Here is a 26521-nt window from a genome sequence, read left to right as displayed (position 1 = left end):
GTCCTGCCGGTCCACCGGCCGCAGGGTCAGCCGCTGCGGTTACGAGCGCATCGCCAGGAATCCCGGCCGTACGATCGAGTGGCCCGATGACGCCTGGCCGAGCGAGGTCACCCCGGCCAGGACACGACGCCAGGTCTCGCTCCACGTCTCCAGCAGCGGGCCGAGAGGCTGCGGCACGGTGGACGCCGACCGCAGCGCCTCGTCGATCTGCTCGGTCCATCGTCGGCGCAGGTCCGTGCGTGTGTAGTCGGCGACCGCGACGACTTCCCGGCAGTCGGGCGTGCCGCAGTCGCAGCGCATCGACCAGCCCTCGTCGGCGAAGAAGGTCGAATAGTCACAGGTGACCTCGGTGTCCACGGGAATGTCGGCGACCGCTATCCCGAAGTCCAGGCCGAAGTCGAGGACGTTCGCCGCGCAGGAGTGGTTCATCATGGCCGCGCCCGCGCACGGCACCAGCAGCGAACCGTCCCCGAGCAGGTGCCCCCAGGTGTCCAGCCGCCGGTCGACGTCGGCGGGGAGCAGCGTGCGCTGCGCCGGCGTCCAGGTCGGACAGTTGACGCAGGGGAACCACACCACCGTCCCCGCCGGAATCTCCACCGTCGAGCGCAGACCGACGTGGTGCGTCGTGCTCGCATGCGGCTGTATGCCTCCGTGCAGCACGGTCAGCCCAACTCGAGGATGTTGTTGAGTTGCTTCTCGATCCGGCCGACGTGGTCGTGGTCGGCGCCGACGATCAGGAACCGCCACTTGCGGTCCAGCGCCCGGGTGTCGGCGGTCAGCACCACGCCGGTGCCGTCGGTGAAGGCGATGCCCGCCGACTGGAGGGCCTTGACCGCCTGGGCGAAGCTCAGTTCCCGCGAGCCGACGCGTGAGTCGGCGAGCCACACCACCTGCCGGTCGTCCGGGACGAGCCGGCGCACCAGGAACTCCAGGTAGGTGGTGCCGGTGCGACGTACGTTCGTCTCGGTGACGAACAGCCGGCCGGCCGAGGTGATCGCGTCGAGGTCGAACGGGCCACGGTAACCCGCGGCGTGCAGTCGGGCGCCCCAGGCCAGGCCGTGCGCAGACAGCTCGTCGAGGTGACCGGTCCACCGGGACGGCGGGGTGAGCTGCCCGCTGAAGCTGCCGTTCGGCGTGTTCATCTGCCCGGTGTGCACCACCACCGGGCCGTCCTGGGCCGACCACATCTCGACGGTGAGCACCTCGTCCACCTGCAGCAGCTCCTCCACCAGCCACCCCTCCGGTTGCCCGGCCAGCGACCGGAGCTGCGCGTCGAGCAGGTCGTCCAGCTCGGGGCGCTGGTGGGGATGGACGAACAGCAGCCCGAAGCCGTTGGAGCTGCGGTCGAGCTTGACCACGGCGCCCTTGCCGGCACCGAGGAGGCGGTCGAGCGCCGCGCGCAGCTCCGTCCGGTCGGCGCAGAACACCCCCGGCACGGTGGGAATGTGCAACCGCTCGGCCAGGTCGTGGAACCCGGACTTGGTGTTGAGCCGGTAGGCGGTCTCCACCGCCGCGTCCGGCACGCCGTCGGCGTAACCGTCCACGTCGAGACCGAGTTCGGCGAAGAGCTCCAGCGTCGGGCGGTCGAGTGCGAACGGCAGGCCACGCACGCCCGGCCGCGTGGCCAGCAGCCCACGTAGCGACTCCACCAGGTCGAGGTCGCGCAGCCGGTGGGCCAGGGGGCGCAGCGGGGTCGAGTCAGCGACCAGCAGCTCCACGTCACCGGGCTGTAGGCCGAGCGTCTCGTGGGCGTACTCCCAGAACTGCCGGGGTGGCTCCACGGGGAGAACCACGACGTCACCGGGTCGGGTGAGCCAGATCTTCCGCGGTGACACGGCGATCAGGGCACGGGCGTGCCGTTCGTCGGGCACCCGCACCATGAGTTCGTTGACCAGGTTGGCGAACAGGCACAGTGGATACGACCGGGTCTCAGCCATCGCGCCCGCTCCGCTGCTTGGTGCCGCCGTATATGGCGTGGCCCGCCTTCATCCAGTAGACGTCCACGTCGGTGAAGCCCACGTCATCGAGCCAGCGGAGATGGTCGGGCAGCGGGGACGGCTTGTCCAGCTCGTCCGGGTACTCGAAGCAGCTCCACTCGAGAGCGTGGAACGCCCGGTAGGGCTCGTCGCCCAGGCCGGTGCGGTCGGCGTTGTCCCGCACCCACTCGTCCCACATCCGGCGGGCCAGTTCCCGGGAGCGGGGGCCGACCGGTTCGACGAGGTCGGCGATCACGAGCGAGCCGCCGGGGGCGAGCATGTCGTACACGTCCCGGTAGAGCTGCTGCTTCTCCTTCCCGGTGAGGTGGTGGACGGCCAACGACGACACCACCGCCGCGGGCGCGACGTCGCGCCGTCGCCAGTCGGGGGCGCCCAGCTCGAATCGCTCGACGCCGAACCTGTCGCCGAACCCGGCCAGTTCCCGGGACGCTTCGGTGAGCATCGCGTCGCTGGCGTCGAGACCCACCACGCGGCAGGCGGGGTGGTCGACCAGGAGCCGACGGCTGAGCGCGCCGGGCCCACTGCACAGGTCCAGCGCCACACCGTCACCGAGCGGACCCACCATCGCACTGATGACGGCCATCTGCTCGGCACGGTCGGGGACGAAGTGTTCGGCGAAGCGGATGAACGACGCGGAATCGTCCTCGCTCCACAGCGCGGTTGTCATGCTGGGCCTTTCTCGTGTTCGATCAGAAACGTGGTGACCAGGTCGGTGATGTGGTCGATGCGGTCGACGTGGCACATGTGTCCACAGCGGTCGAGAATCCCCGTCCGCACGTTCGGGCCGCACCCGGCGAGCCGGGCCAGATGCGCAGGCCCGGCCCAACCGTCGAGGTCCCCGGCGAGGGCCAGCACGGGGCAGTCGACCCGGGCCAGGTCGGCGGTGACCGCGTCGAGGTCGGGGAAGACGTGTTCCTCGAAGTAGCGCATGGCGTGCAGGTTGACCGGCTGCTCGGCGACCCGGGCCTGCCACCGCCTGGCGTGCGCGGTCATCGGGGCCACCCACAGCGGGATGATGGCGGCGATGAACCGGCCCAGGTCGCGTTCCGGTGGGTACCCGTCGCCCTGCTCGGCCAGTGCCTGCCGGGCCGCTGCGCACTCCGGTTCCGCCGCCCGCGCGGCCTGTAGCGCCTCCGCTTCGGCCTCGGCGCGGTCGCCGCCGTAGGCGGGGGTGCCGAGCAGGACGAGCGTGCGGACCAGGTCGGGACGCGCGGCGGCGACCCGGGTCGCCACCACGCCCCCGTGGGAGTGGCCGAGCAGATGCACCGGTGCGTCGCCGCACGCCTCGATCCACGCGACGGCGTCGGCGACGTACTCGTCCACCGAGTAGGCGTCCGGGCGCGTCGGCCGGGGGCTGCTGCCGGTGCCGCGCGGATGCAGCAGCGCGACCTCGTGGCGGTCGGCGAGCGTGTAGACCGCGTCGAGGTAGTCCGGATGCATTCCGGGGCCGCCCGGGTGGCAGACCAGCAGCGGTCCGTCGCCCCGCCGGGACGCGGCGAGCGGGACCGGCTTCACCATGCCTCCCGCCCGGCCGCCTCCCGGGGGATGACCAGGGCACCCCACAGCGCCGCGAGGAGCGCGAAGCCCGCCGCGACCGCGTACGCGAGCGCCCCGGAACGCTCGACCAGAACGCCGCCGAGTGCGGTGCCGACCGGGAACCCGATCAGGTTGATGCTGATGGAGACCGTCATGACCCGGCCCAGCCGCGCGGGATCGGTCCGCCGTTGCCGCAGCGACAGCACGCTCACGTTGAGGGCGCCCTCCAGCAGACCGAATAGCGCCAGCCCGACCGCCAGGGTGGCGAGCATCGCGATGGCGCCCAGCGGGTAGACCGCGAAGGCGGAGAGCACCGTGGTGACGATCAGCAGCAGCCGTTCCCGACCGGCCCGCAGCAGTTTGCCCGCGGTCAGCGCACCGACCGCACCACACAGACCCACCAGGCTCCAGAGCGCGCCGGCGTACTGCTCGGTGGGTCCTGCGCCGTCGACCCGCTGGGCCACCGAGACCGGCACCGCCACGACGAGGACCCCGAAGGTGACCTGGTAGCAGGAGTAGGACAGGGCGAGCCCGCGCAGGGTGGGGTTGCGGACGAGGTAGGTGATGCCTTCCCACGCCTCGCGCAGCAGGTGCCGGCGTTCCGGCCGGGGCGGCTCAGCCGCTGACCCCCGGAGCAGCAGCAGGCTCAGCGCGGCCAGCACGTACATCGCGACCACCAGGACCAGCGCCGGGTCGGGGCCGATCAGCGCGATCACGGCACCACCGACCAGCGGACCGACGACCTCGATGACCGAGTAGGTGCTGAGGTCCAGCGCGTTGGCCTTGTCGTAGGCGTCGTCGGGCACGAACCGGGGGAACAGCGTCCGGATCCCGCCCGCGCTGAGCGGGCTGGTCAGCGAGTACAGACCCAGCAGGGTCAGCAGCACGGCGGGGGTGAGCCAGTCACCCACGGAGGCCAGCGCGATCAGGCCGATGAGGAGGGCGCTGACGAGGTTGTCCAGGATGACCGCGCGGGCGGCGCCCACCCGGTCGAGCAGCGCGCCGGCCATCGGGCTGACCAGGAAGCCGGGCAGGGTCAGGAAGAACCCGCTCAACCCGGCCAGGACCGGGGAACGGAACTGCGCGAGCACGTAGAGCACGACGACGAACAACAGCATCTCGGACGCCAGCCGGGACAACGAGGCCGACAGCAGGAGCTGAGGCACGTTGCGGGTGGTGAGCACCTGCCGGTAGGTCATCGGTGGTGCCGGCGTCAGCACGGGGTCGGCCGTCATTGCGGGGATGCTCCGGCCAGCAGACCGGCGGCGAGCGGGTACGGGCGCATCCGCTGCCAGCCGCGCGACTCGTACCACGTCTTGTCGAACCCGCCGACCGGTCGTACCGGGAACGCGTCGCGCTCCACGCCGTCGGCCAGGGTGCGCCACAGCACGTCGACGAGTGAGCAGTGCTCGACGGCCGTCCGCAGTTCCGACATCGTGTACGCCGGCCCTTCCATACGCACCAGTCTGATGTCGTAACAACCACGGTATCCGTGCCCGAATATCTCGAACGGCGGTCGCCACACCTGCGCGCCGGGGGCCCGAATCGAGAACCGGACCCGGGAGGCCACATGCCCGCCGTGGTGGTGTTCCGCGTGCTCGGCGATGTCGGGCACCTGCGGCGGAAAGAAGTAGTGGCGTTGCTGCGGTATCACCGCACGGTCGAACTCGCCGGGCGCGAAGTGCCAACGGTTGTACATCATCCGTTGCGCGGCACGCCACAGGATGGGCACCGTCTCTTCCTCGGTGGCGAGCGGACGCATTCGGGTGGGATGTGGCAGGCAGCAGCAGAAGAAGTTGGCTTTCTTCAACGCCAGCGTGCCGTCCGGGGCACCCGGCCGGGCGCCGCGCAGGCGGGCCAGATCGCGCACGGCGCTGCTCATTCCGTAGTCCGAGTCGGTCGCCGTGACCGCGGACAGGACGATCGCGCCCAGCAGTTCCCCGATCGCGCCGCCGTCGTCGGCGTCCGGCCCGGCACTCGCCGCGTCCAGGGCCGCTGCGGCCATGGTCATCGCCCGGAGGTCGGCGCGGACGTCGCCGGACAGGGACACCGCGAGGTTGACCCGGCCGTGCTCCGCCACCAGCTCGGGCACCGTCGCCGGATCGCGCGGCAACGGGATGTCCGCCAGGTACTCGTTCTTGACGAAGGTCAGCCCGTTGATGCGGCGGTAGCGCATCCACGGTGAGTGGTCGACCTCCACCATCAGGGCCCGCACCCGTTCGGCGAGCTCCGTCAGGGACAGCCGGTGCAGGTCGGACGGCTCGTGACCCGTTGCCGTGCAGTAGGTGGCATAGCGGTCGGTGAGGTAGTCGCGTAGCGCGGTCGCCGAGAGCTGCCGGGCGTTGAACTCCTCGAACCGGACCGACCGGCCACTGGTGAACAGGCAGTGCGCGGCGACCACGAACAGCCGGTCGGCGCTGCGCCACTGCTCGGGCGGCCGGTTGCGTAGTTTCTCCAGCAGCGCGTCGCGGGTCAACGTGTTGGAGCCCGCGTCGGACTTGGAGAAGACCTCCCGCCCGACGAGCACGTACACCGTCTCGACCCGTTCCACCCGGTCGGCCAGCTCGACCAGTCGACGGTCGAGTTCTCCGGTGGCGACCCAGTCACGCAGGACGGCATCGACGGCGAGGAGTTCGGCGTCCTCCCGGGCCTGCCGCACCCGGGTCTCCTCGGCCGCCATCTCCAGCACCTCGGGGGGTAGCCGCAACCAGCCCAGCGTCTCGGCGTGCTCGGGCGGCTCCTCCTCGGCGGGCCAGAAGGCGAGTCCGGACAGCACCGCCGTGGTGACCCGGACCGACGGGCCGGTGGTCGGCCGCTCGTGCACGACCTCGACGTCGGGGCGACCGAGGACCTGCTGCACGAGAATCGATTCCCACAAGGTCAGCCGTGAACAGGCCAGCCGGAATGACAGTCGCCCCCCGTTGGTGAGTTTATCCAATAGCCAGTGAGAAGCTTCGTGGGCAGGCGACATCGCGGACGCCACGGCATTCACAGTCACGAACCACCTTCATGAAGTGCGGCCTGGGAGTTGTGCTCCCGAGGACCGAAGTCATGGCCAGTCACTGCCGTGAATGTACACCAACCGCATGTTCGGGGGGCTCCCGAACGCCGGTTGCCCTAATGACTGTCCGAAGGGGACGATACCATCGCTGGCCCCGCGATAGGGGGTGGCGTCTATCGACCATGGTCTTGTTAAACTGCGCGCTCGGTGCCGGCTTGTCCGCGATCCGCCGGACCAGGCGGAATGGGGATCGGGCCAGCGGAATCAGGACGAGGCGTGCGGACTGTCAGGAGCTGGCATGGCGATTGTGACACCAGTGTGAACGCAAGGGTGTCGACTTATCCCGCACCATCGGCGGACCGCGTGCTGCCCGGCGGTGCGCCGCAGCCGGTCACCGCCACGTCGGGCGGGCCGCCGCCGGCTGCCACGACGCCGTCGGTCACCCGGCCGCCCTGCTGCGGTCCGGTGAACCCGCGCCCGCCCGCGGCCGACGGGTGGTTCGTCTGCGCGGTGCGGGTGAGCACGATGGAGGCTGCGGCGTGACCGGGGTCCGGCTGCTGCGGTTGGACGAGGCGGCCGCCATGACGGCGTGGGCCGAACTGTGTGGGTCCGCCGACCTGTTCAACGCCCCCGCCTGGCTCGCCGTCGAGCGGGAGGCCGTCGGCCCCTGGGTGCCCAGGGCGAACGGCTGCCTGGTCCGGGCCGAGGGCGAGACGGTCCTGGCCGGCGTGACGGTCCAGCAGTTCGGCCTGGACGTCGACGACGAGACCGTCCGGCTGGACAAGATGTTCCCGGCGGACTCGCCGGTGCTGGGGCACCCTGCCGAGGTGCTCGCCGGGGCGCTCCAGCCGTCCCTCATGTGCGGCACCTGGTTCAACTCGTCGATACTCACCCCGCCGCACGCCCCTGCCGGGCGGACCGACCGCGCCCGGCAGGAGCTGGTCGACGCCGTGGTCGACCTGGCCGATGACTGGGGCAGTGCGGCGGTGTTCTTCCCGTTCGTCGACGCGGCCGACACCGGGCTGCGGCGTACGCTGCGGGAAGCGGGCTTCGTCGAGTTCGCCGCCCCGGCCCGGCACATCTTCGAGTGCGGTCACGGCGACTACGACGAGTTCGTCGCGTCGCTGCCGTCACGGAAGCGGAACAGGCTGCGCAGGGAGTTCGCGGCCGTCGAACGGGCCGGCGTGCGGACTGCGGTCGAGCCGCTCGACGCAGCCACCGTGGATCACGCCGCCCGGCTGGCCCACCTGCTCGAACAGAAGTACGGGCAGTGCTCCAGCTACGAGCAGTTCCAGGCGTGGTTCGACGCGATCGCCAGGCACACCGACGCGCTGGTGTTCACCGCGGCCAGGGACGCCGGTCCCCCGGTGGCGATGAGCATGTGGATCCACCACCAGGGACGGCTGTACGGCTTCCATGCCGGGTTCGACTACGAGCGTTGCCAGGGCCTGCCCATGTACTCGTTGGTCGGTTACCACCTGCCGATGCGCTACGGCTTCGCCGACGCCGGCACCTCGGTGCTGGAGTACGGCGTGGGCTCGGACGAGGCCAAACGCCTGCGGGGCACCACCGCCCTGCCGCAGGTGCTGTGCGTCAAGGCGCTGTCCCGTCGGGCCCGGCTGGTCCTCGACGACGTCACCGCCTAGCTGCGGGCGGGTCGCCGTCCGGTCGGGGCCGCCGCGGTGGGCGGGGCCCCGACCCGTGGGTTCAGCGCCCCTGGAGGGTGCGGACGTTGTCGCCGAACGTCCAGCCCTTGGACCCGTCCCAGTTCACCGACCAGGTCATCAGCCCCTTGAGGCCGCCCCGGTAGGTGTTCCACGCCTGCGCCACCGACGCCGGCGCGAGGTAGCCACCGCCGGCGCCGGGCTGCGCGGGCAGGCCGGGCACCTGCCTGTCGTACGGAACCCGGATGGTGGTGCCCTGGACGACCAGGCCGGCGTTGAGGCAGTCGGTCTGGGCGGTGAAGCCCGCCACCGTCCCGGCCGGGTACGAGTCACCGGCGCAGCCGTACATGCTGCCGTTGTAGTACTGCATGTTGAGCCACCAGAGCCGGCCGTTGTCGACGTACCGTTTGATGACCGGCAGGTACGCGCCCCAGATGGAGCCGTAGGTGACGCTGCCGCCTGTCACGTACGCGGTCTCCGGGGCCATGGTCAGGCCGAAGCCGGCAGGCATCTGGGCCAGCACGCCGTCGATGATGCGGATCAGGTTGGCCTGTGAGGTGGACGGGCGGGTGATGTCGCCGCTGCCGGTGAGCCCGGTCTCGATGTCGATGTCGATGCCGTCGAAGTGGTAGCGCTTGAGGATCGGCACGACGGTGGCGACGAACCGGTCGGCGACGGTGGTCGAGCCGAGGTCGATGCCGGCGGTGGCCCCGCCGATCGACAGCAGCAGGGTCAGCCCGGCGGCCTTGGCCTGGCACATCTCGGTCGGGGTGGGCACCTTGACGGTGGCGTCCATGCCGTCCTCCCAGAGCACCGTGCCGTCGGAGCGGATCACCGGGAAGGCGGCGGTGACCACGTTGTAGCCGTGCCCGGTGATCCGGGCGTCGGTGATCGGTATCCAGCCCAGCGGCGGGTGGACGCCGTTGGCCGCGCCGTCCCAGTTCTCCCAGTAGCCCTGAAGCACCTTGCCTGTCGGCCGGGCCTTCAGCGCGCAGCCCGTGCCGTCCGGCGGCGGTGTCGTCGTGCCGGGGGTGGGTGTCGGGGTCGGGGTGCGGGTCGGGGTGGGTGTCGGGGTCGGGGGCCGGGTGGGCGTGGCGGTGGGGCTCGGCGTCAGGGTGGGGGAGGGGGTGCCGGTGCAGACGCCGAGGTCCCGCCAGAGGGCCGGCACGGCTGCCGGGTTCCAGCCGGCGCCGGCCGGCGGGGTGTGGGCCACCAGCGACTCGTAGAGCCGGCCGAGGTAGCTGACCCGGGTGCCGACGGGGTAGCTGACGCCCTCGGCCCAGGCCGGTGCGGAACAGGCCGCCAGGGCGCTGGCGGCACCCGTGGCGGTGGTCGGCGCGGCGAAACCGTTCGCGGCGGGCAGTGCGGCGGCGAGCAGCACCGCACCGGCCAGCCAGGCTGTCGTCCCGGGTCGAAGTCGCATGACATACCTCCTCGTCGATGGCCGGGAGGCTATCAGTTAACTTTGTTTAATGTAAATGCCTGCGCGTGGGCGTGCCGCCCGCCTGGGCTGGGCCGGGCGGCCGGCGGCCCGACCCGACGTCGGGTCGGGCCGCCGGGGCGGGACCGTCGTCAGGGGATCGGGTTCCAGCCGTCGGTGCCGGCCAGGTAGCGCTGCGGGGTGTGGGTCGGGGCCTGCTCGTCGGTCAACTGTGGCCGGTCGGCGGTGACCGTCGACCCCGGACCACTGTTGCGGTATTCGGCGAACCGGGCGTCGCGCCACGAGAAACCGGACATGTCGGTCCAGGGGGAGTCCTTCACGTGTGCGCCGAGCACGCTGTCGCGGAACACCACCTGCCCGATCGCGTTGACGTCCCCGCTCGGGTGCCACGGCCGGCCGAGGTGCACGCTCTGCGCCGCCGCCGCGTCGGTGGTCAGGGTGCAACCGGTGAAGAGCAGACCGTACGGGTTGGCGATCATCGTGGAGGCCGCCGTGACGTACCCGTTGTTGCTGGTGGAGCCCCGGTCGAGCGACCGGATCTCGCAACCGTCGAAGACCCCGGTGCCCCGGCCGAAGATGAAGTCGACGTCGCCCTCGACGTAGCAGTCCCGGAAGTACGCCCGGCCGACAGCGTCGACCGAGGCGCTGTTGTGGTAGAGCGTGTCCTGGTTGCCCAGGAACCGCACGTCGTCGAAGACCAGCCGGTCCGCCCGGGTCAGTACGGCCACCGCCTGCTCGGCGCTGTAGTCGTGCGCCGCCTCGTCGAAGTCGTTGGCGAAGGTCAGGTGCCTGGCGGTGAAGTCGTTGCCGTCGATGGTCACCGAGGCGCTGCCCGACGTGCCGTACGTGCCACCGCCCGGCTTCGGGGTGCCCGAGGCGTTGTCGTAGACGATCACCACGTCCCGGGCGTTCCCGGTCGACCCGACGAACGACACGTACGGCTTGCCGGCCGGGACCGTCACCGTCTCCCGGTAGGTGCCCGGCCGGATGGTGATGGTGTACCGGCTCGCGTTGCCCGCCGGCACCGCGTCCACCGCCGCCTGCACGCTGGTGAAGTCCCCGCTGCCGTCCGGGGCGACCACCGAGGATCCCTCGGCCGGCCCGGTGGGCGTGGGCGTCGGGCCGGTGGGCGGTGGGGTGTCCGACGGGGTGGCGGTGGGGCTCGGTGGCGCACTGGTCGGCGCGGGTTCGCCCCGGGTCACCAGCACGTCGTCGAAGCGGGCGGTGGCGCTGCCGGTCTGCACGCCGATCCGGCCGGTCGCGGTCAGGGTTGCGGTGCCGGAGCCGACCGGGACACCGTTGACCCAGCCGCGGACCACCGTCCCGGCGACCTCGATCCGCAGCGTGTGCCAGCCGCCGACCGTCACCGGGTGGGACACCGCGCCCAGCGGGGTGACCCGGCCGCTGCGTACCGCCTCCAGCCGGACCTGGTCGCCGGCGTGCAGGGCCAGCCGGTAGTAGCTGGTCGCGCCGCTGGCGCGGGCCAGCAGCGCGACCATGCCGTTGCCGGGCAGGGTCAGCGGCTTCACCCGGGCCTGCACGGCCTGGTCGGCCCACGACGCGCTGCCGGCAAACAGCCGTGCGTCGCCGGTGTCGGCCCTGGCCTGCTGTAACGCCGGGCTGTCGTCGGCGGCCACCGACCAGGTGCCGCCGGACCTCGACCAGCCGGCGAGGTCGCCGTCGGTGAAGTCGTCGCTGAACAGGGTGGCGGCATGGGCGACCTGCGCGCCGCCGAGCGGGGTGAGGGCGAGCAGCGCGGCGGCGAGCGCCGTGGCGGCGACGACGAGCGGGCGGCGGTTTCTGCGCATGGCGGATGAACCTCCGGGGACGGGGTGGAGGCGGGCGACGGTGCGTGAAAGCGCTTTCCTGGCGCACCGTAACCCCGCCCATGCGCGACTGTCAATGCAAGCCGACCCGGCCGAGCAGTGCCGCCGGGTCGATCCGCGGCACGGCGGCGATGTCCTGGACGGTGGACACCCGGTCCAGGGTTCCGACCACCCGCTCGACCTTGTCCGCCCGGCTCTTCGACCTGCCCGACCGGTCGGCGAACACCCGCTGTGACAGGTTGCGCCGCCCCCATCAGTACGCCTCCCGCCTGCCCACCGGCAACGGCTCGCTACTGTCCATGACGCCACCGCCGGTCCGGCAGCGCCCGGGTCGTCTCCTCCGCCGGTATCCGTTCGGCCTCGGCCTGCGCGAGAAGCCGTTGCCGCGCAGCCTCGTGTTCCGCGGCCTGGATCTGCTCACCCCGACTCGGGGCCGGTTCGTCCTGCACGCTGTCCACCCGATCCTCCTTTACGGTCGAGGTCTGGGAAGTTCGCCAGCTACGTGCGGACAATGCGCAGACAGCAGCTTCCGCCTGCTCAACGAGGCTGATCGTCCTGGTGACGTGCTTGTCCGACGTGGCGTGCGCACCACCGCAGAAACGCTCAGTCCTCGGTCTGCGGGCCGAGCAGGCGGATCTCCTCGATGTCCAGCGCCGCCTGCACCTCGCGCAGCACGCTGTCGTCGATCTCGTTGTTGTCGCGCAGCCGGGTCACCTCGCGGCGCTTGTGTTCCAGCACCCCCAGCCGCAGCCGGGTGTCCAACTCCTGGGCCCGGTCGGCCTCCCGTCCGCCACCGGACTCCGTCACCAGGTCCAGGTGGCGCTGGTAGTCGGTGCGTAACCGGTCCACCGCCGCCCCGTCGACGTCGAGGTTGGCGGCGACGTCCGGCAGCGCCGCCAACGCCACCTCGGTGGCCCGGCGGCGGGCGTGCCGGACCTCGTCCCCGCGCGCCTCGTCGCCGCGCAGGCCGGCCCAGCGGGCCACCGCCGGCAGGGTGATGCCCTGCACCAGCATGATCGACACGATCGCCACGGCGGTGCAGAAGATGATCAGATCACGCTCCGGCACCGGCTGGTGCGTGGTGGCCGTGGTGACCGGCACCGCGAGGGCGGCGGCCAGCGACACCGCCCCCCGGAACCCCGCCCAGCCGGCCGCCACCCGGACCCGCCGGCTCACCCCGGCACCCCGACCCACCACCGGCAGACCGTAGGAGAACAGTTGTAACCACACCAGCCGGACCACCACCACCATCAGCGTGACCGAGGCGGCGATCGCCACCGACCGCACCAGCGAGGTGCTGGTCACGTGGTTCACCGCCCGGGGAATCTGCATGCCCAGCAGCACGAAGAGCGCGCCGTTGATCAGGAAGGTGGACAGGTCCCAGAAGGCGTACGCCAACACCCGGGACCGGGCCCGGATGATCCTCGGGCTGAAGTACGACAGCAGCAGCCCGGCCACCACGACGGCGAGCACCCCGCTCGCGTGCACCACCTCGGCCAGCAGAAACGCGGCGAACGGGGTGAGCACGCTCAGCGCGCCCTCCCGCAGCGGGTCGTCCAACCGGCGTCGGATCAGCACCACCACCAGGCCGACGACCAGCCCGGCGACGATCCCGCCGCCGGCCGAGCCGACGAACCGGCCCAGGAAGCCGAACACCCCCGGCGCGGTGCCACCGACGATCAACCCGACCGTCACCGAGAACAGCACCAGCGCGGTGCCGTCGTTGACCAGGCTCTCCGCCCGCAGGGTGGTCAGGATCCGGCGGGGCATCCGCTTCGCCAGGCCGGCCACCGCCGCCGCGTCGGTGGGGGCGAGCACCGCGCCCAGGACCCAGGCCGCCTGCGGGGTCATCCCGAGCCCTTTGGCGACCAGCGCCACCGCCACCATGGTCACCACCACCAGCGCCACCGCCAGCGAGGTGATCACCAGCAGGTTCGCCCGGATCTCCCGCAGGCTGATCACCAGGCTCTCCCGGTAGAGCACGGCCGGCAGGAAGAGCAGCAGCACCACCTCGGGTTCGAGCACCACGTCCGACAGCGGGGGCAGCAGCGCCAGCAGGCCACCCATGGTGATCAGCAGCACCGGCGGGGCGACCCGGTACCGGCCGCCGATGGTGGTGCCGACCAGCACGGTGGTGGCTAGCACCACGATCAGGACCAGGACGTCCACGGCACCCCCCGCCTCCACCCGACATGCTGGTACGAAGTCGACGGCGAGGCGGGGAGAATCCGGGATCTGCCCGGATCGGCTCAGGTGACCCGGGACGGCTCCGCCGGCACCCCGGTCCAGGCCCGCCGCTCGGCGATGTCCCGCAGCCGGTCCATCGCGTCCCACACGTCGACGTGGCGGGTGTAGAGCGCCGCCGGGCCGAGCCGCAGCCGGTCCGGCACCCGGTAGTCGCCGACCACCCCGGCGTCGACCAGGGCCCGGGAGATCCGCAGCGCCTCCGGGTGGTACAGCGACACGTGCCCGCCGCGCCGGTCCGGGTCGCGCGGGGAGGCGAGCCGGAAACCGTGCGGGACGAGCCAGACGTCGGCCAACTCGATGATCAGCTCGCCGAGCCGCAGCGACTTCTCCCGGACCCGGTCCATCCCGGCGTCGGCCAGCACGTCCAGGGCCGGGTCGAGGGCGGCCATCCCGAGCACCGGCGGGGTGCCCACCAGGAACCGCTCCGGGCCGGGCGCGGGATCGTAGCCGGCACCCATCCGGAACTGGTCGCGCTGGCCGAACCAGCCCCAGATCGGCTGGCGCAGCGACTCCTGCAACTCCCGCCGCACGTAGAGGAAGGCCGGTGCGCCGGGGCCGCCGTTGAGGTACTTGTAGGTGCAGCCGACCGCGAGGTCGGCCCCGGCGGCGGTCAGGTCCAGCGGCACCGAGCCGACCGCGTGCGACAGGTCCCACAGCACCAGCGCGCCGACCCGACGGGCCGCCTCGGTCACCGCCGCGACGTCCAGCAGCGCCCCGCAGCGGTACGACACCGCCGAGAGCACCACCAGCGCCACGTCCTCGGTGAGCGCCTCGGTCAGGGTGGCCTGGTCCAGCCCCTCGTCCAGGTCGGAGGGGAGCAGCCGCAGGGCGAGCCCCCGCTGGGCGGCCAACCCCTCCAGCAGGTAACGGTCGGTGGGGAACTCCTGGGCGTCGGCCAGGATCGTGCCCCGACCGGGCCGGGCGTCCAGGGCGGCGGCGGCCAGCTTGTAGAGGTTGACCGAGGTCGAGTCGGAGACGATCACCTCGCCGTCGCGGGCGCCCAGCGCGTGGGCGGCGATCCGGTCACCGATGCGGCGCGGCCACTCGATCCAGGTCGGCCAGCTCCGGACCAATTCGGTGCCCCAGCCGTCGCGGACCAGGTCGGCCAGGTGGTCGCCGGTGGCGGCCGGCAGCCGGCCCAGCGAGTTGCCGTCGAGGTAGAGCAGGTCGTCCACCACGAACCGGTCCCGCAGGCCGGCCAGCGGATCGGTGGCGTCCCGCTCCTGCGCGACGTGTCGGGATGTCGGTGTGGTCATGGTGTCCTCCCTCCGCCCGGGGACACCCGGGCCGATGCAGGCTAGCCGATCGGCCCGGCGACCCGTAAGGGCCGGTGGACCAGTCACCCCGTACCCTGTCGGGTCGGCCGCGGGTCAGCCGACCGGGACGGTGGCGGTGACGGTGGCCTGGTCGATGTCGCTGGTGCGGACGGTGAACCGGATCGTCCAGTCCCCGCGCGCCGGCAGGCTGATCTCGGCGCTGCCGTGGTGCGGCTCCGGGCTCTCCACCGGCACCGTCATCGGTTCGATCCCGGCGGCCGGCAGGGCGAGGCTGACCGTCCACTGGGCCACCGGCAGCGGCTGCCCCTGCGGGGTGTAGACGTAGGCGTGCAGCGAGTTCGGCACCCCCACCCGGACCGGGTAGATGTCGAACTGGAGGGTGTAGCCGGCGCTGGTGAGAGTCTGCGCGACACCCTCGCGGGTGGCGCGGGCGGCCTGCGTGTCGGCGGTCCGGCCGGGCGGGGTCTGCACCAGCACGGCGGTCAGCGCCAGCACCACCGCCGTGGCAGCGAGTTCCACCCCGGCGGCCCGCGCCACCCGGCCCGGCCGGTCGGCGGCCCGGCCGTCGCGCACCATCCGCCGCTGCCAGGCCGCGACGCCGAGCACGGCGGCCAGCAGCGCCGCCTTGGCGCAGAGCAGTCGACCGTACGTGGTGCCGACCAGCGCGCCGGGCCGGCCGAGTTCGATCGCGGCCTGCCCGACGCCGGAGGCGACCAGCCACCCCACCGCGACGGTCGCCCACCGCGACCAGGCCGGCAGGATGCGGCCCAGCACCCGCCGGTGGGTGCCGGGCAGCACGAACACCGCCAGGGTGACCAGCCCGCCCAGCCACACGCTCATCCCGGCCAGGTGCACCAGGTCGGCGAGGATGCTCACCGGCGGCAGCGGCGAGGCCACCGGATGCCCGGCCAGCGGCCAGGTCACCAGCCCGGCCAGACCCACCACCGCCAGCGCGGTCCGCCGGCCACGCCCGGCCCGCCCGCCGGCCACCGCCGACAGCAGCCCGGCGGCGATTCCGGCCAGCGCCAGCCGCGCGCCGAGCACCGGGCCGACGTCGCTGCCCGCGACCGCCGTCAGGTCGCCGCGCGTCAGGCCGCCGACCGGCACCCCGACCATGTCGGCGGCCTGCGCCACCCACGTCCCGGCGGTGCCCACGGCCACCAGCGCCAGGCCGACGTACCCGGTGGTGGTCACCGCTCGGCGGCGGCGACGGGGCCAGCGTGCCGCGCCCAGCAGCGTGGGGCCGACCGCCAGCACCAGACCCAGGTAACCGACGTAGCGGGCGGCGGGGGTCCACCCGCCGGAGGGTCGCTCGTCCACGCTCACCGGCTCCGGCGGCGTCGCCGACGGCGCACCGGCCGAGTAGGCGAAGCTGCCGGCGACCGGGTGGCTGTCGGCCGAGATCACCCGGTAGCTGACCAGGTAGGTGCCGAGCGGCCGGTTCGACACCCGCACCGGGATGCGCAGCGTGGCGCCGTCCGCGACCGGCTCGCCGGCGGTGACCCGCCGCCCGTCCGGGCCGAGCACCTGCACCCGGCCGACGACCGGGGAGACCGACTCGCTGAAGACCAGCACCACCTCCCAGGGCGGGGTGCCGATCACCGCGTCGCGGACCGGGCTCGTCGCGACCAGCGCGGCGTGCGCCGCGGCCGGGGTCGCCGGGGTCAGCGGTACGGACAGCAGCGCGAGGAGGAACCCCAGCAGGACGGCGGAACGGGTGGTACGCACGCACAGTAGTTCGTATTTCGTGATCACATGGTTCAACCGTCACCGGAACGATCCGGCTCACCCGTCGGGTGCAGGTGCAGGGCGAGGGTCAGCAGGAGACGGGCGTCCGGGTCGTCGAGGGCCGGGCCGAACAGGCCGCGCAGCTGCCGCATCCGGTAGCGGACCGTCTGCGGGTGGGTGTGCAGGTCCGCGGCGACCGCCACCACCTGCCCCTGCCGGCGCAGCCAGCCGCGCAGCGTCTCGGCCAGCGCCCGGCGGGTGGTCGGCCGCAACCCGGCCAGCGGGGCCAGCACCGTGCCGGCGAGGTGCCCGGCCAGGCCGGGTTCCCACGCGGTGAGCAGGGTGAGCAGATGGTCGTCGCAGGACACCACCGGGTCCGGGCCGAGCGCGCCGTGCTGGTGCAGGGTCAGCGCCCGGCGGGAAAGCCGGTACGACAGCCGCGCCCGCTGCCGCCGTACCGTCGGCCCGAGCGCGGCCCGCCGCCCGACCAGCGCCTGCCGGGCCCGGTCCAGGCGTCCCGGCGTACCGGGATCGGGCAGCACCACCCGGATGGCGTCGCCGACGACGGCGGCCAGCGCGCCTGCGCCGATGCTCCGGGCCACGTGCTCGGCGTCGGTGCCGTCGACGCTGAACACGGCAACGGTCGCCGGCAACGGCCAGCGGGCCGCGTCGGCGGCGGCGTGCAGTGCCGCCCCGGTCGGCGGGTCGGGCTGCACCAGGAGGGTGACCAGCCGGCGTCGGGTGGTGGCCCAGTCCTGGGCGGTGTCGCGCTGCTCGGCGAGGAACCCCTCGGCGGCGGCCCCGGCCAGCGCGTCGACGTAGCCGAACAGCGCCCCGGCGATCACGTACAGGTCGGCCGGCGCCGGGGCGGTCGGCGCGGTGGCCTGCCTGCCGGGTCCGCCCGGCGCGGTGGCGTGTTCCACCAGGAAGGCCCAGATGTCGCGGGCCCCGAGGGTGAGCACGGTCCGCAGCGCGTCCACCCGGTGCCCCTCGCGGTACTCGGTGCGGCCCAGGGCATGGAACACCTCCCGGGTCCCGGTCAGCTCCCGACCCGGGTCGGCGACCGCGTCGACGAAGGTGTCGACGGCGGTCTGCACGCCCAGCGCCAGGCCCTGCCCCTGCCCACCGGTCAGCGACCGGCCCTGGGCGGCCATCGCGGCCCGGACGGTGCCGAGGATCCGCTCGTGCAGCGGCCCGCGCAACCCCCGCAGGTGGTCGCCGACCGACGGCGCGAGACCGGCGAGACCGGGCTCGATGTCGAGCAGGGCGTCCGACACGATCGGCCATCCTTTGTCATCGGGGTGATAATTCCGGCGGTGAATACTGCGCCCCGGCACGGATCATTTTGGCACCGCGCTACCTAGGGTCGGCGCATGGAGACGGATGTCATCGTGATCGGCGCCGGCCTGGCCGGCCTGGTCGCCGCCGCCGAGGCCGCCGACGCGGGCCGCCGGGTGCTGCTGGTGGACCAGGAGTCGGAGCACAACCTCGGCGGGCAGGCGTTCTGGTCGTTCGGCGGGCTGTTCTTCGTCGACTCGCCCGAGCAGCGGCGGATGGGCATCCGCGACTCGGTCGAGCTGGCCTGGCAGGACTGGACCGGCAGCGCCGCCTTCGACCGGCCCGAGGACCACTGGCCGCGCCAGTGGGCGCAGGCGTACGTGCACTTCGCCGCCGGGGAGAAGCGGGCCTGGCTGCGGTCGATGGGGCACCGGGTGTTCCCCGTGGTGAGCTGGGCCGAGCGGGGTGGGGGAGCGGCCCACGGGCACGGCAACTCGGTGCCCCGGTTCCACGTCACCTGGGGCACCGGCCCCGGCGTGGTCGAGCCGTTCGCCAGGCGGGTACACCGGGCCGTCGAGCAGGGCCGGGTGACGCTGCTGTTCCGGCACCGGGTCGACGAACTCGTCACCACCGGTGGCGTCGTCACCGGGGTACGCGGCGCGCTGCTCGCCCCCGACGACGCGCCCCGGGGACGCAGCAGCTCCCGGGAGGTCGTCGGCGACTTCCAGCACGACGCCCAAGCCGTGATCATCACCTCCGGCGGCATCGGCGGCAACCACGACCTCGTCCGGCGGGCCTGGCCGGCCCGGCTCGGCACCCCGCCCACCCGGATGGTCACCGGCGTCCCCGCCCACGTCGACGGCCGGATGCTCGCCATCACCGAGACCGCCGGCGGGCAGGTGATCAACCCGGACCGGATGTGGCACTACACCGAGGGGCTGCGCAACTGGGACCCGATCTGGCCCCAGCACGGCATCCGCATCCTGCCCGGCCCGTCCTCGCTCTGGCTCGACGCCACCGGGGCGCGGCTGCCGGCGCCGCTGTTCCCCGGCTTCGACACCCTGGCCACCCTGCGGCACCTGCGCGCCACCGGGCACGACTACAGCTGGTTCCTGCTCACCCAGAAGATCATCGAGAAGGAGTTCGCGCTGTCGGGCTCCGAGCAGAACCCCGACCTCACCGACCGCAGCGTCCGGCAGGTGCTGCAACGCGTCCGGCCAGGGGCACCCGGCCCGGTCGAGGCGTTCAAGCGGCACGGGGCCGACTTCGTCGTCGCCGACACCCTGCCCGAGCTGGTGGCCGGCATGAACAAGCTGGCCGCCGAGACCGACGGGCCGCAGCTCGACCCCGTCGCACTGACCGCCCTGGTCGAGGCCCGGGACCGGGAGATCGCCCACCCGTTCGGCAAGGACGCCCAGCTCGCCGCGATCCGGGGGGCCCGCCGCTACCGGGGTGACCGGCTGATCCGGGTCGCCACCCCGCACCGGCTGCTCGACCCGGCGGCCGGACCACTGATCGCGGTGCAACTGCACGTGTTGACCCGTAAGAGCCTCGGCGGCCTGCACACCGACCTGTCCGCCCGGGTGCTGCGCCCCGACGGCGAACCACTGGGCGGGGTGTACGCGGCAGGCGAGGTCGCCGGCTTCGGGGGCGGGGGCATGCACGGCTACAGCGCCCTGGAGGGCACCTTCCTCGGCGGCTGCCTCTTCTCCGGCCGTACCGCCGGTCGCGCCGCGGCGGCGGCCGTCGGCTGACCGACGCCGTCACCCGGCAACGGCCGTCGGCGGACCGCCCCTGACACCCGGTGCCGGTCGTCGGTGGGGCAGCGGCCCGAGCCGGCCGGCCCGGCCGGGTCCTCGGTAGGCTCGGCTGCCGTGGACGACGACGCGCTGACCGCGATGGTGACCGTCGCGGCGGGGCAGGTGACCCTGTCCGACCGCCGCACCGAGCGCCGCTGGTCGGTCGAGGTGCCGGCGTACCGGCTCGGCGTCGTCCCGGTCACCCAGGGCTGGTACGCCCGGGTGACCGGGGAACGGCCGAGCACCGTCGCGGGCGACCGGCTGCCCGTGGAGGGGGTGTCCTGGGCGGACGCCGTGCGGTTCTGCGTCGCGCTCTCCCTTCGGGAGGGGCTGACGCCCGCCTACCGGCTGCACGACGACGGTGAGGGCGCGGACTGGGACTCCACCGCCGACGGCTACCGGCTGCCGACCGAGGCCGAGTGGGAGTACGCCTGCCGGGCCGGCACCACCGGGCCGCGCTACGGCCCGCTCGACGAGATCGCCTGGTACCGGGGCAACTCCGGGGAACGGCCGCACCCGGTGGCCGGGCGTACCCCCAACCCGTGGGGCCTGTACGACCTGCTCGGCAACGTCTGGGAGTGGTGCTGGGACGTCTACGACGCCGAGGTGTACGGCAGCTACCGGGTGTTGCGCGGGGGCGGCTGGTTCGACGAGCACTGGAGCTGCCGCGCCTCGGTACGCCGCCGCAGCCACCCGACGTTGCGGATCGACGACGTCGGTTTCCGGCTGGCCCGTTCCCTGCCGCGCTGATCCCGCGCCGGTGCCCCGGCCCGGCCGGGACGCCTGCGCAGGCGGGAACCCGCCCGGTCAGGCCAGCCGGCGGGTGCTGTGCCGCACGATCAGCGGGGTGGCCAGTTCGATCCGGTGGCTGTCCAGCCCCTCCCCGGCGACCAGGGAGAGCAGCATCCGGGTCGCCATGCCGGCCATCTCGGCCAGCGGCTGACGCACGGTGGTCAGCGGCGGGGCCGCCCAGCGGGCCGAGTCGAGGTCGTCGAAGCCGACGATGCTGATGTCGTCGGGGACCCGCGCGCCGCGCTCGTAGAGCGCCTCGTAGGCCCCCAGGGCCATCTCGTCGGCGCAGGCGAACACGGCGGTGGGCGGCTGGGCGAGGTCCAGCAGGGCGTTCATCTCCCGGTAGCCCGACGGGGAGGTGAAGTCGCCGTGCCGGACGTACCCGGCGGGGATCTTGCGGTTGGCCGCGTTCATCGCGGCCCGGTACCCGTCGACCCGGGCCCGGCTGCACGGCACCGTCGGCGGGCCGCCGATCACCGCGATCCGGTGGTGACCCAGGTCGAGCAGGTGTTCGGCGGCGGCCACCCCGCCGGACCAGTTCGTCGCCCCCACCGACGGAATGCCCGCGCCGGGCTGGCCGGCCGGGTCGATGATGACCACCGGGATGCCCAGTTCTTCGAGCTGGCCCTGCTGGCTGGGGGACAGGTCGGAGAGCACGAGCAGCACCCCGTCGCAGCGGCGCTTGGAGAGCTGTTCGATCCACCGCCGGTCGGGGCGGCTGCGGCTGCGGCCGTGCACGGCGGAGACGACCACGCCGACGCCCGCCCGGTAGGCCAGATCCTCGACACCGTCGAGGATCTGCATCGCCCAGGGGCTGCCGAGATCCCGGAAGACCAGGTCGATGAGGCCGGCCGCGCCGGGCACCGCGGGCGCCCGGCGGGCGGTGTACGACCGCCGGTCGAGCAGGTCCTGGATCCGACGTCGGGTCGCCGGGGCGACGTCGGGTCGACCGTTGAGCACCTTCGAGACGGTGGGCACGGACACCCCCGCGGCGGTCGCGATCTCCGACAGCGTCGCCCGGTCCTCCGCCATGCCCATCTCCTCCGCAGTCGTACGCCCGTCGGCAGCATAGCCCGAAAGTTTCGGAGGTCGGGTGACGCCCTGGTCGTCGCGGCGATGCGACCGCCCGGAGCCGGCCGGTCGGGGAGCACCTACCCTGGTGCCGGCCCGAGTGACAGTGGGCCGTCGACAAACCGAAACTTTCCCGAAACCGACTTGTCCGGTGCGGTGGGTCGGACCGGGAGACGCCGGACCTTCGCGTCCCGTCCGATTTCTGCTGCGGCGACGCATACGGCATGCTGTGCCGCAACGGCAGGAGACTCTGCCGGTGGCCGGCGACGAACCGCGGACACGCGGTCGTCCCTGCGCGAGACGTGCGGGAGGGCGGGGCGGCGATGGCCGAGGCTGAGGCGGGGCGTTCCGTGTTCACCGGTGCCAGCGAGATGGCGGCCCGGATGCGCGCCTTCGACTGGCCCGCCACCTCGCTGGGCGCGGTCGACGACTGGCCGGCGAGCCTGCGCACCGCCACCCGGATCTGCCTGACCTCCCGGTTCCCCATGATCGTCTGGTGGGGCCCGGAGCTGCGCTTCCTCTACAACGACGCCTACGGCCCGCTGCTCGGCAGCAAACACCCGGCCCTCGGCAAGCCCGGCGACCAGGTGTGGGGCGAGATCTGGCACATCATCGGGCCGATGCTGCACGGCGTGGTGCAGACCGGCGAGGCCACCTGGTCGGAGGACCTGCTGCTGCCGATGAACCGGCACGGCTACTGGGAGGAGACCTACTGGACGTACTCCTACAGCCCGCTGCACGACGACGACGGTGTGGTGCGCGGCGTGTTCACCGCCGTCAGCGACACCACCGAACGGGTCATCGGCCAGCGGCGGCTCGCCGCGTTGCAGGACCTCGGGGCCCAGGCCGGCACCGCCCGCACCGTCGATGAGGCGTGCGAGCTGGTCGCCGGGTCGCTCGGCCGGGCCGGGGCCGACGTGCCGTACGCGGCGGTCTACCTGCGGGGGCGCGACGGCGGGCTACGGCTGACCGCCAGCACCCGCGCCGGCGAGGTCGACCGGGCGGGCGGGGCCACCGCTGCGGTGTGGCCGGTGGCGCAGGTGCTCGCCGACGGTCGCCCGGCGCACGTCACCGACCTGCTCGACCGGGCCGGCGAACTGCCGGCCGGCGGCTGGCAGACCGCACCGACCGAGGCGATGGTGCTGCCGCTGCACGGCGAGACCGGCGCCGAGGACATCGGCGTCGTCGTGCTGGCCGCCAGCGCCGGCCGGGCGCTCGACGACGGCTACCGCACCTTCTTCGACCTGGTGGCCCAGCAGAGCGCCGCCCTGATCAACGGCGCGGTCGCCTACGAGGTGCAACAGCAGCGGGCCGAGGAACTCGTCGAGCTGGACCGGGCCAAGACGGCGTTCTTCTCCAACATCAGCCACGAGTTCCGCACCCCGCTGACGCTGATCAGCGGCCCGTTGCAGGAGCTGCGGGCCCGGCTGGGCGACGGGGACGCGCAGGTCCGCGACGAACTGGACGTCATGCACCGCAACGCGTTGCGGCTGGGCAAACTGGTCACCGCGCTGCTGGACTTCTCCCGCATCGAGGCCGGCCGGATGCAGGCCAGCTACGAGCCCGTCGACCTGTCCCGGTTCACCGCCGAGCTGGCCAGCGTGTTCCGGGCGGCCGTCGAACGCGCCGGCCTCACCCTCGACGTGGACTGCCCGTCGCTGTCCGGGCCGGTGCACGTCGACCGGGCGATGTGGGAGAAGGTGGTGCTCAACCTGCTCAGCAATGCCCTCAAGTTCACCTTCCACGGCGGCATCCGGGTCACCGTGGCCGACCGCGACGGCACCCCGACGGTGCAGGTCGCCGACACCGGCATCGGGGTGCCGGCCGACGAGATCCCCCGGCTGTTCGAGCGCTTCCACCGGGTGCCGCAGGCCCGCTCCCGGTCCCACGAGGGCAGCGGCATCGGCCTGGCCCTGGTCCGGGAACTGGTCGGCCTGCACGGCGGCACGATCACCGTGGACAGCACCCCGGACGTCGGCACCACCTTCACCGTACGGCTGCCGTACGGTGTCGCCCACCTGCCCGCCGAACACGTCGTCACCGGCGTCGGCGCGCCGGTGCCGTCGGACAGCGCCGAACCGTTCGTCGCCGAGGCGCTGCGCTGGCTGCCGGCCGCCGGCACCGACGACCGGCCGACGCCGCAGCCGTCGCCGGTCGACCTGCCGGGCGCGGACCGACCCCGGGTGCTGATCGCCGACGACAACGCCGACATGCGCGAGTACCTGCACCGGCTGCTGCGGTCCCGCTACGACGTCACCGCCGTCGGCGACGGGCTCGCCGCGTTGGCCCAGGCCCGCACCGCACCGCCCGACCTGATCGTCAGCGACGTGATGATGCCCGGCCTGGACGGGCTCGAACTGGTCGCCGCGCTGCGCGCCGAACCCCGCACCATGGGGGTGCCGGTGCTGCTGCTGTCGGCCCGCGCCGGCGGAGAGGCCGCCGTCGAGGGGTTGGAGGCCGGAGCCGACGACTACCTGGTCAAGCCGTTCTCCGCCGAGGAACTGCTGGCCCGGGTCCGGGCCAACGTCGACCTGGCCCGGTTGCGTAACCACCACGCCAACTGGCGGACCGCGATGATCAACTCGTTGCAGGAGGGGTTCTTCGTCCTGGACGCCGACGGCGCGCTGGTCGAGATGAACACCGCCTTCGCCGAGCTGTTCGGCTACGGCCCCGAGGGCCTGCCCTACCGACCCCGCTATCCGTGGTGGCCCGACGACGTCGCCGACGCCTCGGCCAACCGGCTGGTGGCCGACGCGTTCGCCCAGGCGATGACCGTCGCCCACGGATCGTTCGTGGTGCCGCTGCGGCACCGCGACGGGCACCGCCTCTGGACGGCGGTCGCCTTCAACGCGGTCACCGACGACCAGGGCCGGCGGATGGTCGTCGGCACCATCCGCGACGTCACCGCCGAACGGTACGCGGTGCAGCGGGAAACCGCCCTGAGCACCCTCAACCAGCGGCTGTCCCGGGCCGCCAGCACCAGCGAGGCGTTGCGCGCCGGCGTCGAGGAGCTACGGCAGCTCTGGCAGGCCCACCGGACGGTCGCCACCCTCTGGGCACCCGACGGCACACCGGCGGTGACCGCCACCCCCGGCACCGACTGGGGGCAACTGCCCGACCCGGTCCGCGAGACGGTCACCGCGCTGCGGGCGCAGCCGCCTCTGCGGATCACCATCGACGCCGCCATCGGGGCCCGGCCCGCAGGCGTCGGCACCACCGTCGACTCGCCGCAGGGTCCGCTGGTGATCTGGCTCGAACTCGACCCGGCACGCGGCTTCGGCACCGAGGACCAGATGCTCCTGTTGCTGCTGTGCGGGGCGCTCGGGCAGGCGTTACACCGGGCCCACGCCGCCGACCAGCAACGGGAGGTGGCGGTCGCCCTGCAACGCTCCATCCTCGGCCCGGCCGAACTGCCCGCCGGGTTCGCCGTCCGCTACGAGCCGGCGACCCGCCCCCTGGAGGTCGGCGGCGACTGGTACGACGCGGTGGACCTGCCCGACGGCCGGATCGGCATCGTCGTCGGCGACTGCGTCGGCCGGGGCCTGCCCGCCGCCGCCGTGATGGGCCAACTGCGCAGCGCCTGCCGGGCGCTGCTGCTGGAGGCGTCCGGCCCGGCGCAGGTGCTCACCGCCCTGGACCGGTTCGCCCGGATGCTGCCCGGCGCGGCCTGCACCACCGTGTTCTGCGGCATCCTCGACCCGGAGAGCGGGAAGTTGACCTACAGCAGCGCCGGGCATCCACCGGCGATCCTCACCCACCCCGACGGCCACACCGAGTTGCTGGCCGCCGGCCGGGGCAGCCCGCTGGGCATCCCGTCGCGCGGTGGCCGCCCCGACGCGGCAGCCGTCGTGCCGCCCCGGGCCGTGCTGCTGCTCTACACCGACGGCCTGGTGGAACGCCGCCGCCAGTCGCTCGACACCGGCATCGCGCTGGCCGCCTCCGCCGTCCGGGAGGACCACACCGCCGGGGTGGAGCAGCTCGCCGACCGGGTGATGCAACGGATGACCCCGCAGGGCGGGTACGACGACATCGCCCTGCTGCTCTACCGTCACCCGGCACCGTTGGAGCTGTCGTTCCCCGCCGACCGGTCGCAGATGGCCCCGGTGCGTTCCACCCTGCGCCAGTGGTTGCGCCGCACCGGTGCCGACCCGCACCTGGCCCAGGATGTGCTGGTGGCCACCGGTGAGGCCTGCGCCAACGCGGTCGAGCATGGTCACCGCGACGCCCGTCCCGGGCTGATCCGGCTGCTCGCGGTGGCCGCGGGCACCGACCTGTTCGTCACGGTGGTCGACTCCGGACGGTGGAAGGTGCCCGAGATTGACCACGACCGGGGACGCGGCATCAACCTGATGCGCGCGTTGATGTCGCACGTGCACATCCGGACCACCGACGCCGGCACCACCGTCGAGCTGCACACGAGGATTCCCGTATGAACACGCCCCTGGACCTGGCCACCGGCCGGCAGCCCGACGGCGCCCCGCTGGTGACCGTCGCCGGTGAGATCGACATGAGCAACGCCGACCGGTTCCGGGCGGCGATCGCCGACGCGCTGGTCGACGGGCACCTGCTGACCGTGGACCTGACCGGGGTGGAGTACCTCGACAGCGCCGCGCTCGCCGCGTTGTTCGCCCACGTCGACCGGTTGCGGGTGGTGGCGAACCCGTTGCTGGCCAGCGTCCTGACCATCTCCGGCCTGGCCGAGCTGACCACGGTGACCTTCGCCGACTGACCCCGCCCGGCTGCCGGCCGCGCCGGACGGCCCACCCGACGGCGACGCCCGGCTGCCGCGACCCCGCCGGTCCGGGTGGTGTGTCAGGCGACGATCGGAGATCCGACAGCCCTGCGGTGACCGGCACCCTACGCT

The 26521-nt window shown here is 73.2% G+C and carries 20 protein-coding genes; 5 read left to right on the top strand and 15 right to left on the bottom strand.

The features are described from left to right. Window positions 1-39 precede the first annotated feature (39 nt). Genes ACN267_RS09280 through ACN267_RS09255 form a run of 6 tightly spaced genes read right to left on the bottom strand, consistent with a single transcriptional unit; the run spans window position 40 to window position 6393 of the window. Entirely contained in the window at window positions 40-660 is a 621-nt protein-coding gene (locus tag ACN267_RS09280) for an SET domain-containing protein (protein ID WP_372446002.1), read from the bottom strand. A 2-nt stretch (window positions 661-662) separates the two neighbouring features. Then, window positions 663-1937 (bottom strand): peptide ligase PGM1-related protein, encoded by a 1275-nt coding sequence (locus ACN267_RS09275; RefSeq protein WP_421488426.1) that lies wholly within the window; start codon window positions 1935-1937, stop codon window positions 663-665. After that, window positions 1930-2664, bottom strand: a complete 735-nt coding sequence (locus ACN267_RS09270) for a class I SAM-dependent methyltransferase (RefSeq protein ID WP_421488425.1) — start codon at window positions 2662-2664, stop codon at window positions 1930-1932. The genes ACN267_RS09275 and ACN267_RS09270 overlap by 8 nt, the downstream gene beginning before the upstream one ends. After that, window positions 2661-3512: an alpha/beta fold hydrolase gene (locus ACN267_RS09265; RefSeq protein ID WP_421488424.1), complete on the bottom strand. Its 852-nt coding sequence runs from the start codon at window positions 3510-3512 to the stop codon at window positions 2661-2663. Before ACN267_RS09265 ends, ACN267_RS09270 begins: the two co-directional genes overlap by 4 nt. Then, window positions 3509-4768: an MFS transporter gene (locus ACN267_RS09260; RefSeq protein WP_204959888.1), complete on the bottom strand. Its 1260-nt coding sequence runs from the start codon at window positions 4766-4768 to the stop codon at window positions 3509-3511. Before ACN267_RS09260 ends, ACN267_RS09265 begins: the two co-directional genes overlap by 4 nt. Next, entirely contained in the window at window positions 4765-6393 is a 1629-nt protein-coding gene (locus ACN267_RS09255) for a hypothetical protein (RefSeq protein ID WP_421488423.1), read from the bottom strand. The genes ACN267_RS09260 and ACN267_RS09255 overlap by 4 nt, the downstream gene beginning before the upstream one ends. A 680-nt stretch (window positions 6394-7073) precedes the next feature. Between ACN267_RS09255 and ACN267_RS09250 the strand changes: the two genes are divergently transcribed. After that, the gene (locus tag ACN267_RS09250; RefSeq protein WP_421488422.1) at window positions 7074-8180 is read left to right on the top strand and encodes a GNAT family N-acetyltransferase; all 1107 of its coding nucleotides are present in this window, start codon (window positions 7074-7076) and stop codon (window positions 8178-8180) included. Between the two features lie 61 nt (window positions 8181-8241). Here ACN267_RS09250 and ACN267_RS09245 read toward each other — a convergent pair whose 3' ends face one another. From ACN267_RS09245 to ACN267_RS09210, 8 genes are all read right to left on the bottom strand, one after another. Then, complete coding sequence (locus ACN267_RS09245; protein ID WP_421488421.1) at window positions 8242-9621, bottom strand: carbohydrate-binding protein; 1380 nt, start codon at window positions 9619-9621, stop codon at window positions 8242-8244. Between the two features lie 149 nt (window positions 9622-9770). After that, entirely contained in the window at window positions 9771-11447 is a 1677-nt protein-coding gene (locus ACN267_RS09240) for a pectinesterase family protein (protein WP_421488420.1), read from the bottom strand. 91 nt (window positions 11448-11538) lie between these two features. Then, window positions 11539-11691: a hypothetical protein gene (locus tag ACN267_RS09235; RefSeq protein ID WP_421488419.1), complete on the bottom strand. Its 153-nt coding sequence runs from the start codon at window positions 11689-11691 to the stop codon at window positions 11539-11541. 64 nt (window positions 11692-11755) lie between these two features. Further along, on the bottom strand, window positions 11756-11923 hold the full coding sequence (locus tag ACN267_RS09230) for a hypothetical protein (protein ID WP_204960353.1): 168 nt from the start codon (window positions 11921-11923) through the stop codon (window positions 11756-11758). Between the two features lie 145 nt (window positions 11924-12068). Continuing rightward, window positions 12069-13634 carry a Na+/H+ antiporter gene (locus ACN267_RS09225; RefSeq protein ID WP_421488418.1) on the bottom strand — a complete coding sequence of 522 codons (1566 nt, stop codon included), beginning with the start codon at window positions 13632-13634 and terminating at the stop codon, window positions 12069-12071. 80 nt (window positions 13635-13714) lie between these two features. Further along, a complete protein-coding gene (gene kynU / locus ACN267_RS09220) occupies window positions 13715-14968 on the bottom strand; it encodes a kynureninase (protein WP_421488417.1) in 1254 nt (417 codons plus the stop codon). Window positions 14969-15082: 114 nt separating this feature from the next. After that, the gene (locus tag ACN267_RS09215) at window positions 15083-16717 is read right to left on the bottom strand and encodes a copper resistance protein CopC (protein ID WP_421488416.1); all 1635 of its coding nucleotides are present in this window, start codon (window positions 16715-16717) and stop codon (window positions 15083-15085) included. A 32-nt stretch (window positions 16718-16749) separates the two neighbouring features. Then, window positions 16750-17994, bottom strand: a complete 1245-nt coding sequence (locus ACN267_RS09210) for a PucR family transcriptional regulator (RefSeq protein ID WP_421488415.1) — start codon at window positions 17992-17994, stop codon at window positions 16750-16752. A 96-nt stretch (window positions 17995-18090) separates the two neighbouring features. Here ACN267_RS09210 and ACN267_RS09205 point away from each other — a divergent pair, with 96 nt between their 5' ends. Together ACN267_RS09205 and ACN267_RS09200 are read left to right on the top strand one after the other, a co-directional pair. After that, complete coding sequence (locus tag ACN267_RS09205) at window positions 18091-19749, top strand: FAD-binding dehydrogenase (protein WP_421488414.1); 1659 nt, start codon at window positions 18091-18093, stop codon at window positions 19747-19749. 144 nt (window positions 19750-19893) lie between these two features. Beyond that, window positions 19894-20544 carry a formylglycine-generating enzyme family protein gene (locus ACN267_RS09200; RefSeq protein WP_421490401.1) on the top strand — a complete coding sequence of 217 codons (651 nt, stop codon included), beginning with the start codon at window positions 19894-19896 and terminating at the stop codon, window positions 20542-20544. A 57-nt stretch (window positions 20545-20601) separates the two neighbouring features. Here ACN267_RS09200 and ACN267_RS09195 read toward each other — a convergent pair whose 3' ends face one another. After that, window positions 20602-21618: a LacI family DNA-binding transcriptional regulator gene (locus ACN267_RS09195; RefSeq protein ID WP_204959873.1), complete on the bottom strand. Its 1017-nt coding sequence runs from the start codon at window positions 21616-21618 to the stop codon at window positions 20602-20604. Window positions 21619-21980: 362 nt separating this feature from the next. Between ACN267_RS09195 and ACN267_RS09190 the strand changes: the two genes are divergently transcribed. Then, window positions 21981-26090 (top strand): SpoIIE family protein phosphatase, encoded by a 4110-nt coding sequence (locus ACN267_RS09190; protein WP_421488413.1) that lies wholly within the window; start codon window positions 21981-21983, stop codon window positions 26088-26090. Further along, window positions 26087-26386: an STAS domain-containing protein gene (locus tag ACN267_RS09185; RefSeq protein WP_204959871.1), complete on the top strand. Its 300-nt coding sequence runs from the start codon at window positions 26087-26089 to the stop codon at window positions 26384-26386. Before ACN267_RS09190 ends, ACN267_RS09185 begins: the two co-directional genes overlap by 4 nt. Window positions 26387-26521 lie beyond the last annotated feature (135 nt).

The sequence above is a fragment of the Micromonospora sp. WMMD734 genome (genome assembly GCF_049178975.1).
GTDB classification, from domain to species: Bacteria; Actinomycetota; Actinomycetes; order Mycobacteriales; family Micromonosporaceae; genus Micromonospora; species Micromonospora wenchangensis.
The sequence above is the reverse complement of the archived record's forward strand: the minus strand, read 5'-3'. Positions and strand labels throughout refer to the sequence as shown.

What these genes read in the sequence shown, in the direction of transcription:
- ACN267_RS09275 (WP_421488426.1), bottom strand. Translation starts at nt 1,937, where the DNA reads ATGGCTGAGACCCGGTCGTATCCACTGTGCCTGTTCGCCAACCTGGTC.
- ACN267_RS09190 (WP_421488413.1), top strand. Translation starts at nt 21,981, where the DNA reads ATGGCCGAGGCTGAGGCGGGGCGTTCCGTGTTCACCGGTGCCAGCGAG.
- kynU (WP_421488417.1), bottom strand. Translation starts at nt 14,968, where the DNA reads ATGACCACACCGACATCCCGACACGTCGCGCAGGAGCGGGACGCCACC.
- ACN267_RS09240 (WP_421488420.1), bottom strand. Translation starts at nt 11,447, where the DNA reads ATGCGCAGAAACCGCCGCCCGCTCGTCGTCGCCGCCACGGCGCTCGCC.
- ACN267_RS09245 (WP_421488421.1), bottom strand. Translation starts at nt 9,621, where the DNA reads ATGCGACTTCGACCCGGGACGACAGCCTGGCTGGCCGGTGCGGTGCTG.
- ACN267_RS09260 (WP_204959888.1), bottom strand. Translation starts at nt 4,768, where the DNA reads ATGACGGCCGACCCCGTGCTGACGCCGGCACCACCGATGACCTACCGG.
- ACN267_RS09185 (WP_204959871.1), top strand. Translation starts at nt 26,087, where the DNA reads ATGAACACGCCCCTGGACCTGGCCACCGGCCGGCAGCCCGACGGCGCC.
- ACN267_RS09270 (WP_421488425.1), bottom strand. Translation starts at nt 2,664, where the DNA reads ATGACAACCGCGCTGTGGAGCGAGGACGATTCCGCGTCGTTCATCCGC.
- ACN267_RS09195 (WP_204959873.1), bottom strand. Translation starts at nt 21,618, where the DNA reads ATGGCGGAGGACCGGGCGACGCTGTCGGAGATCGCGACCGCCGCGGGG.
- ACN267_RS09205 (WP_421488414.1), top strand. Translation starts at nt 18,091, where the DNA reads ATGGAGACGGATGTCATCGTGATCGGCGCCGGCCTGGCCGGCCTGGTC.
- ACN267_RS09200 (WP_421490401.1), top strand. Translation starts at nt 19,894, where the DNA reads ATGGTGACCGTCGCGGCGGGGCAGGTGACCCTGTCCGACCGCCGCACC.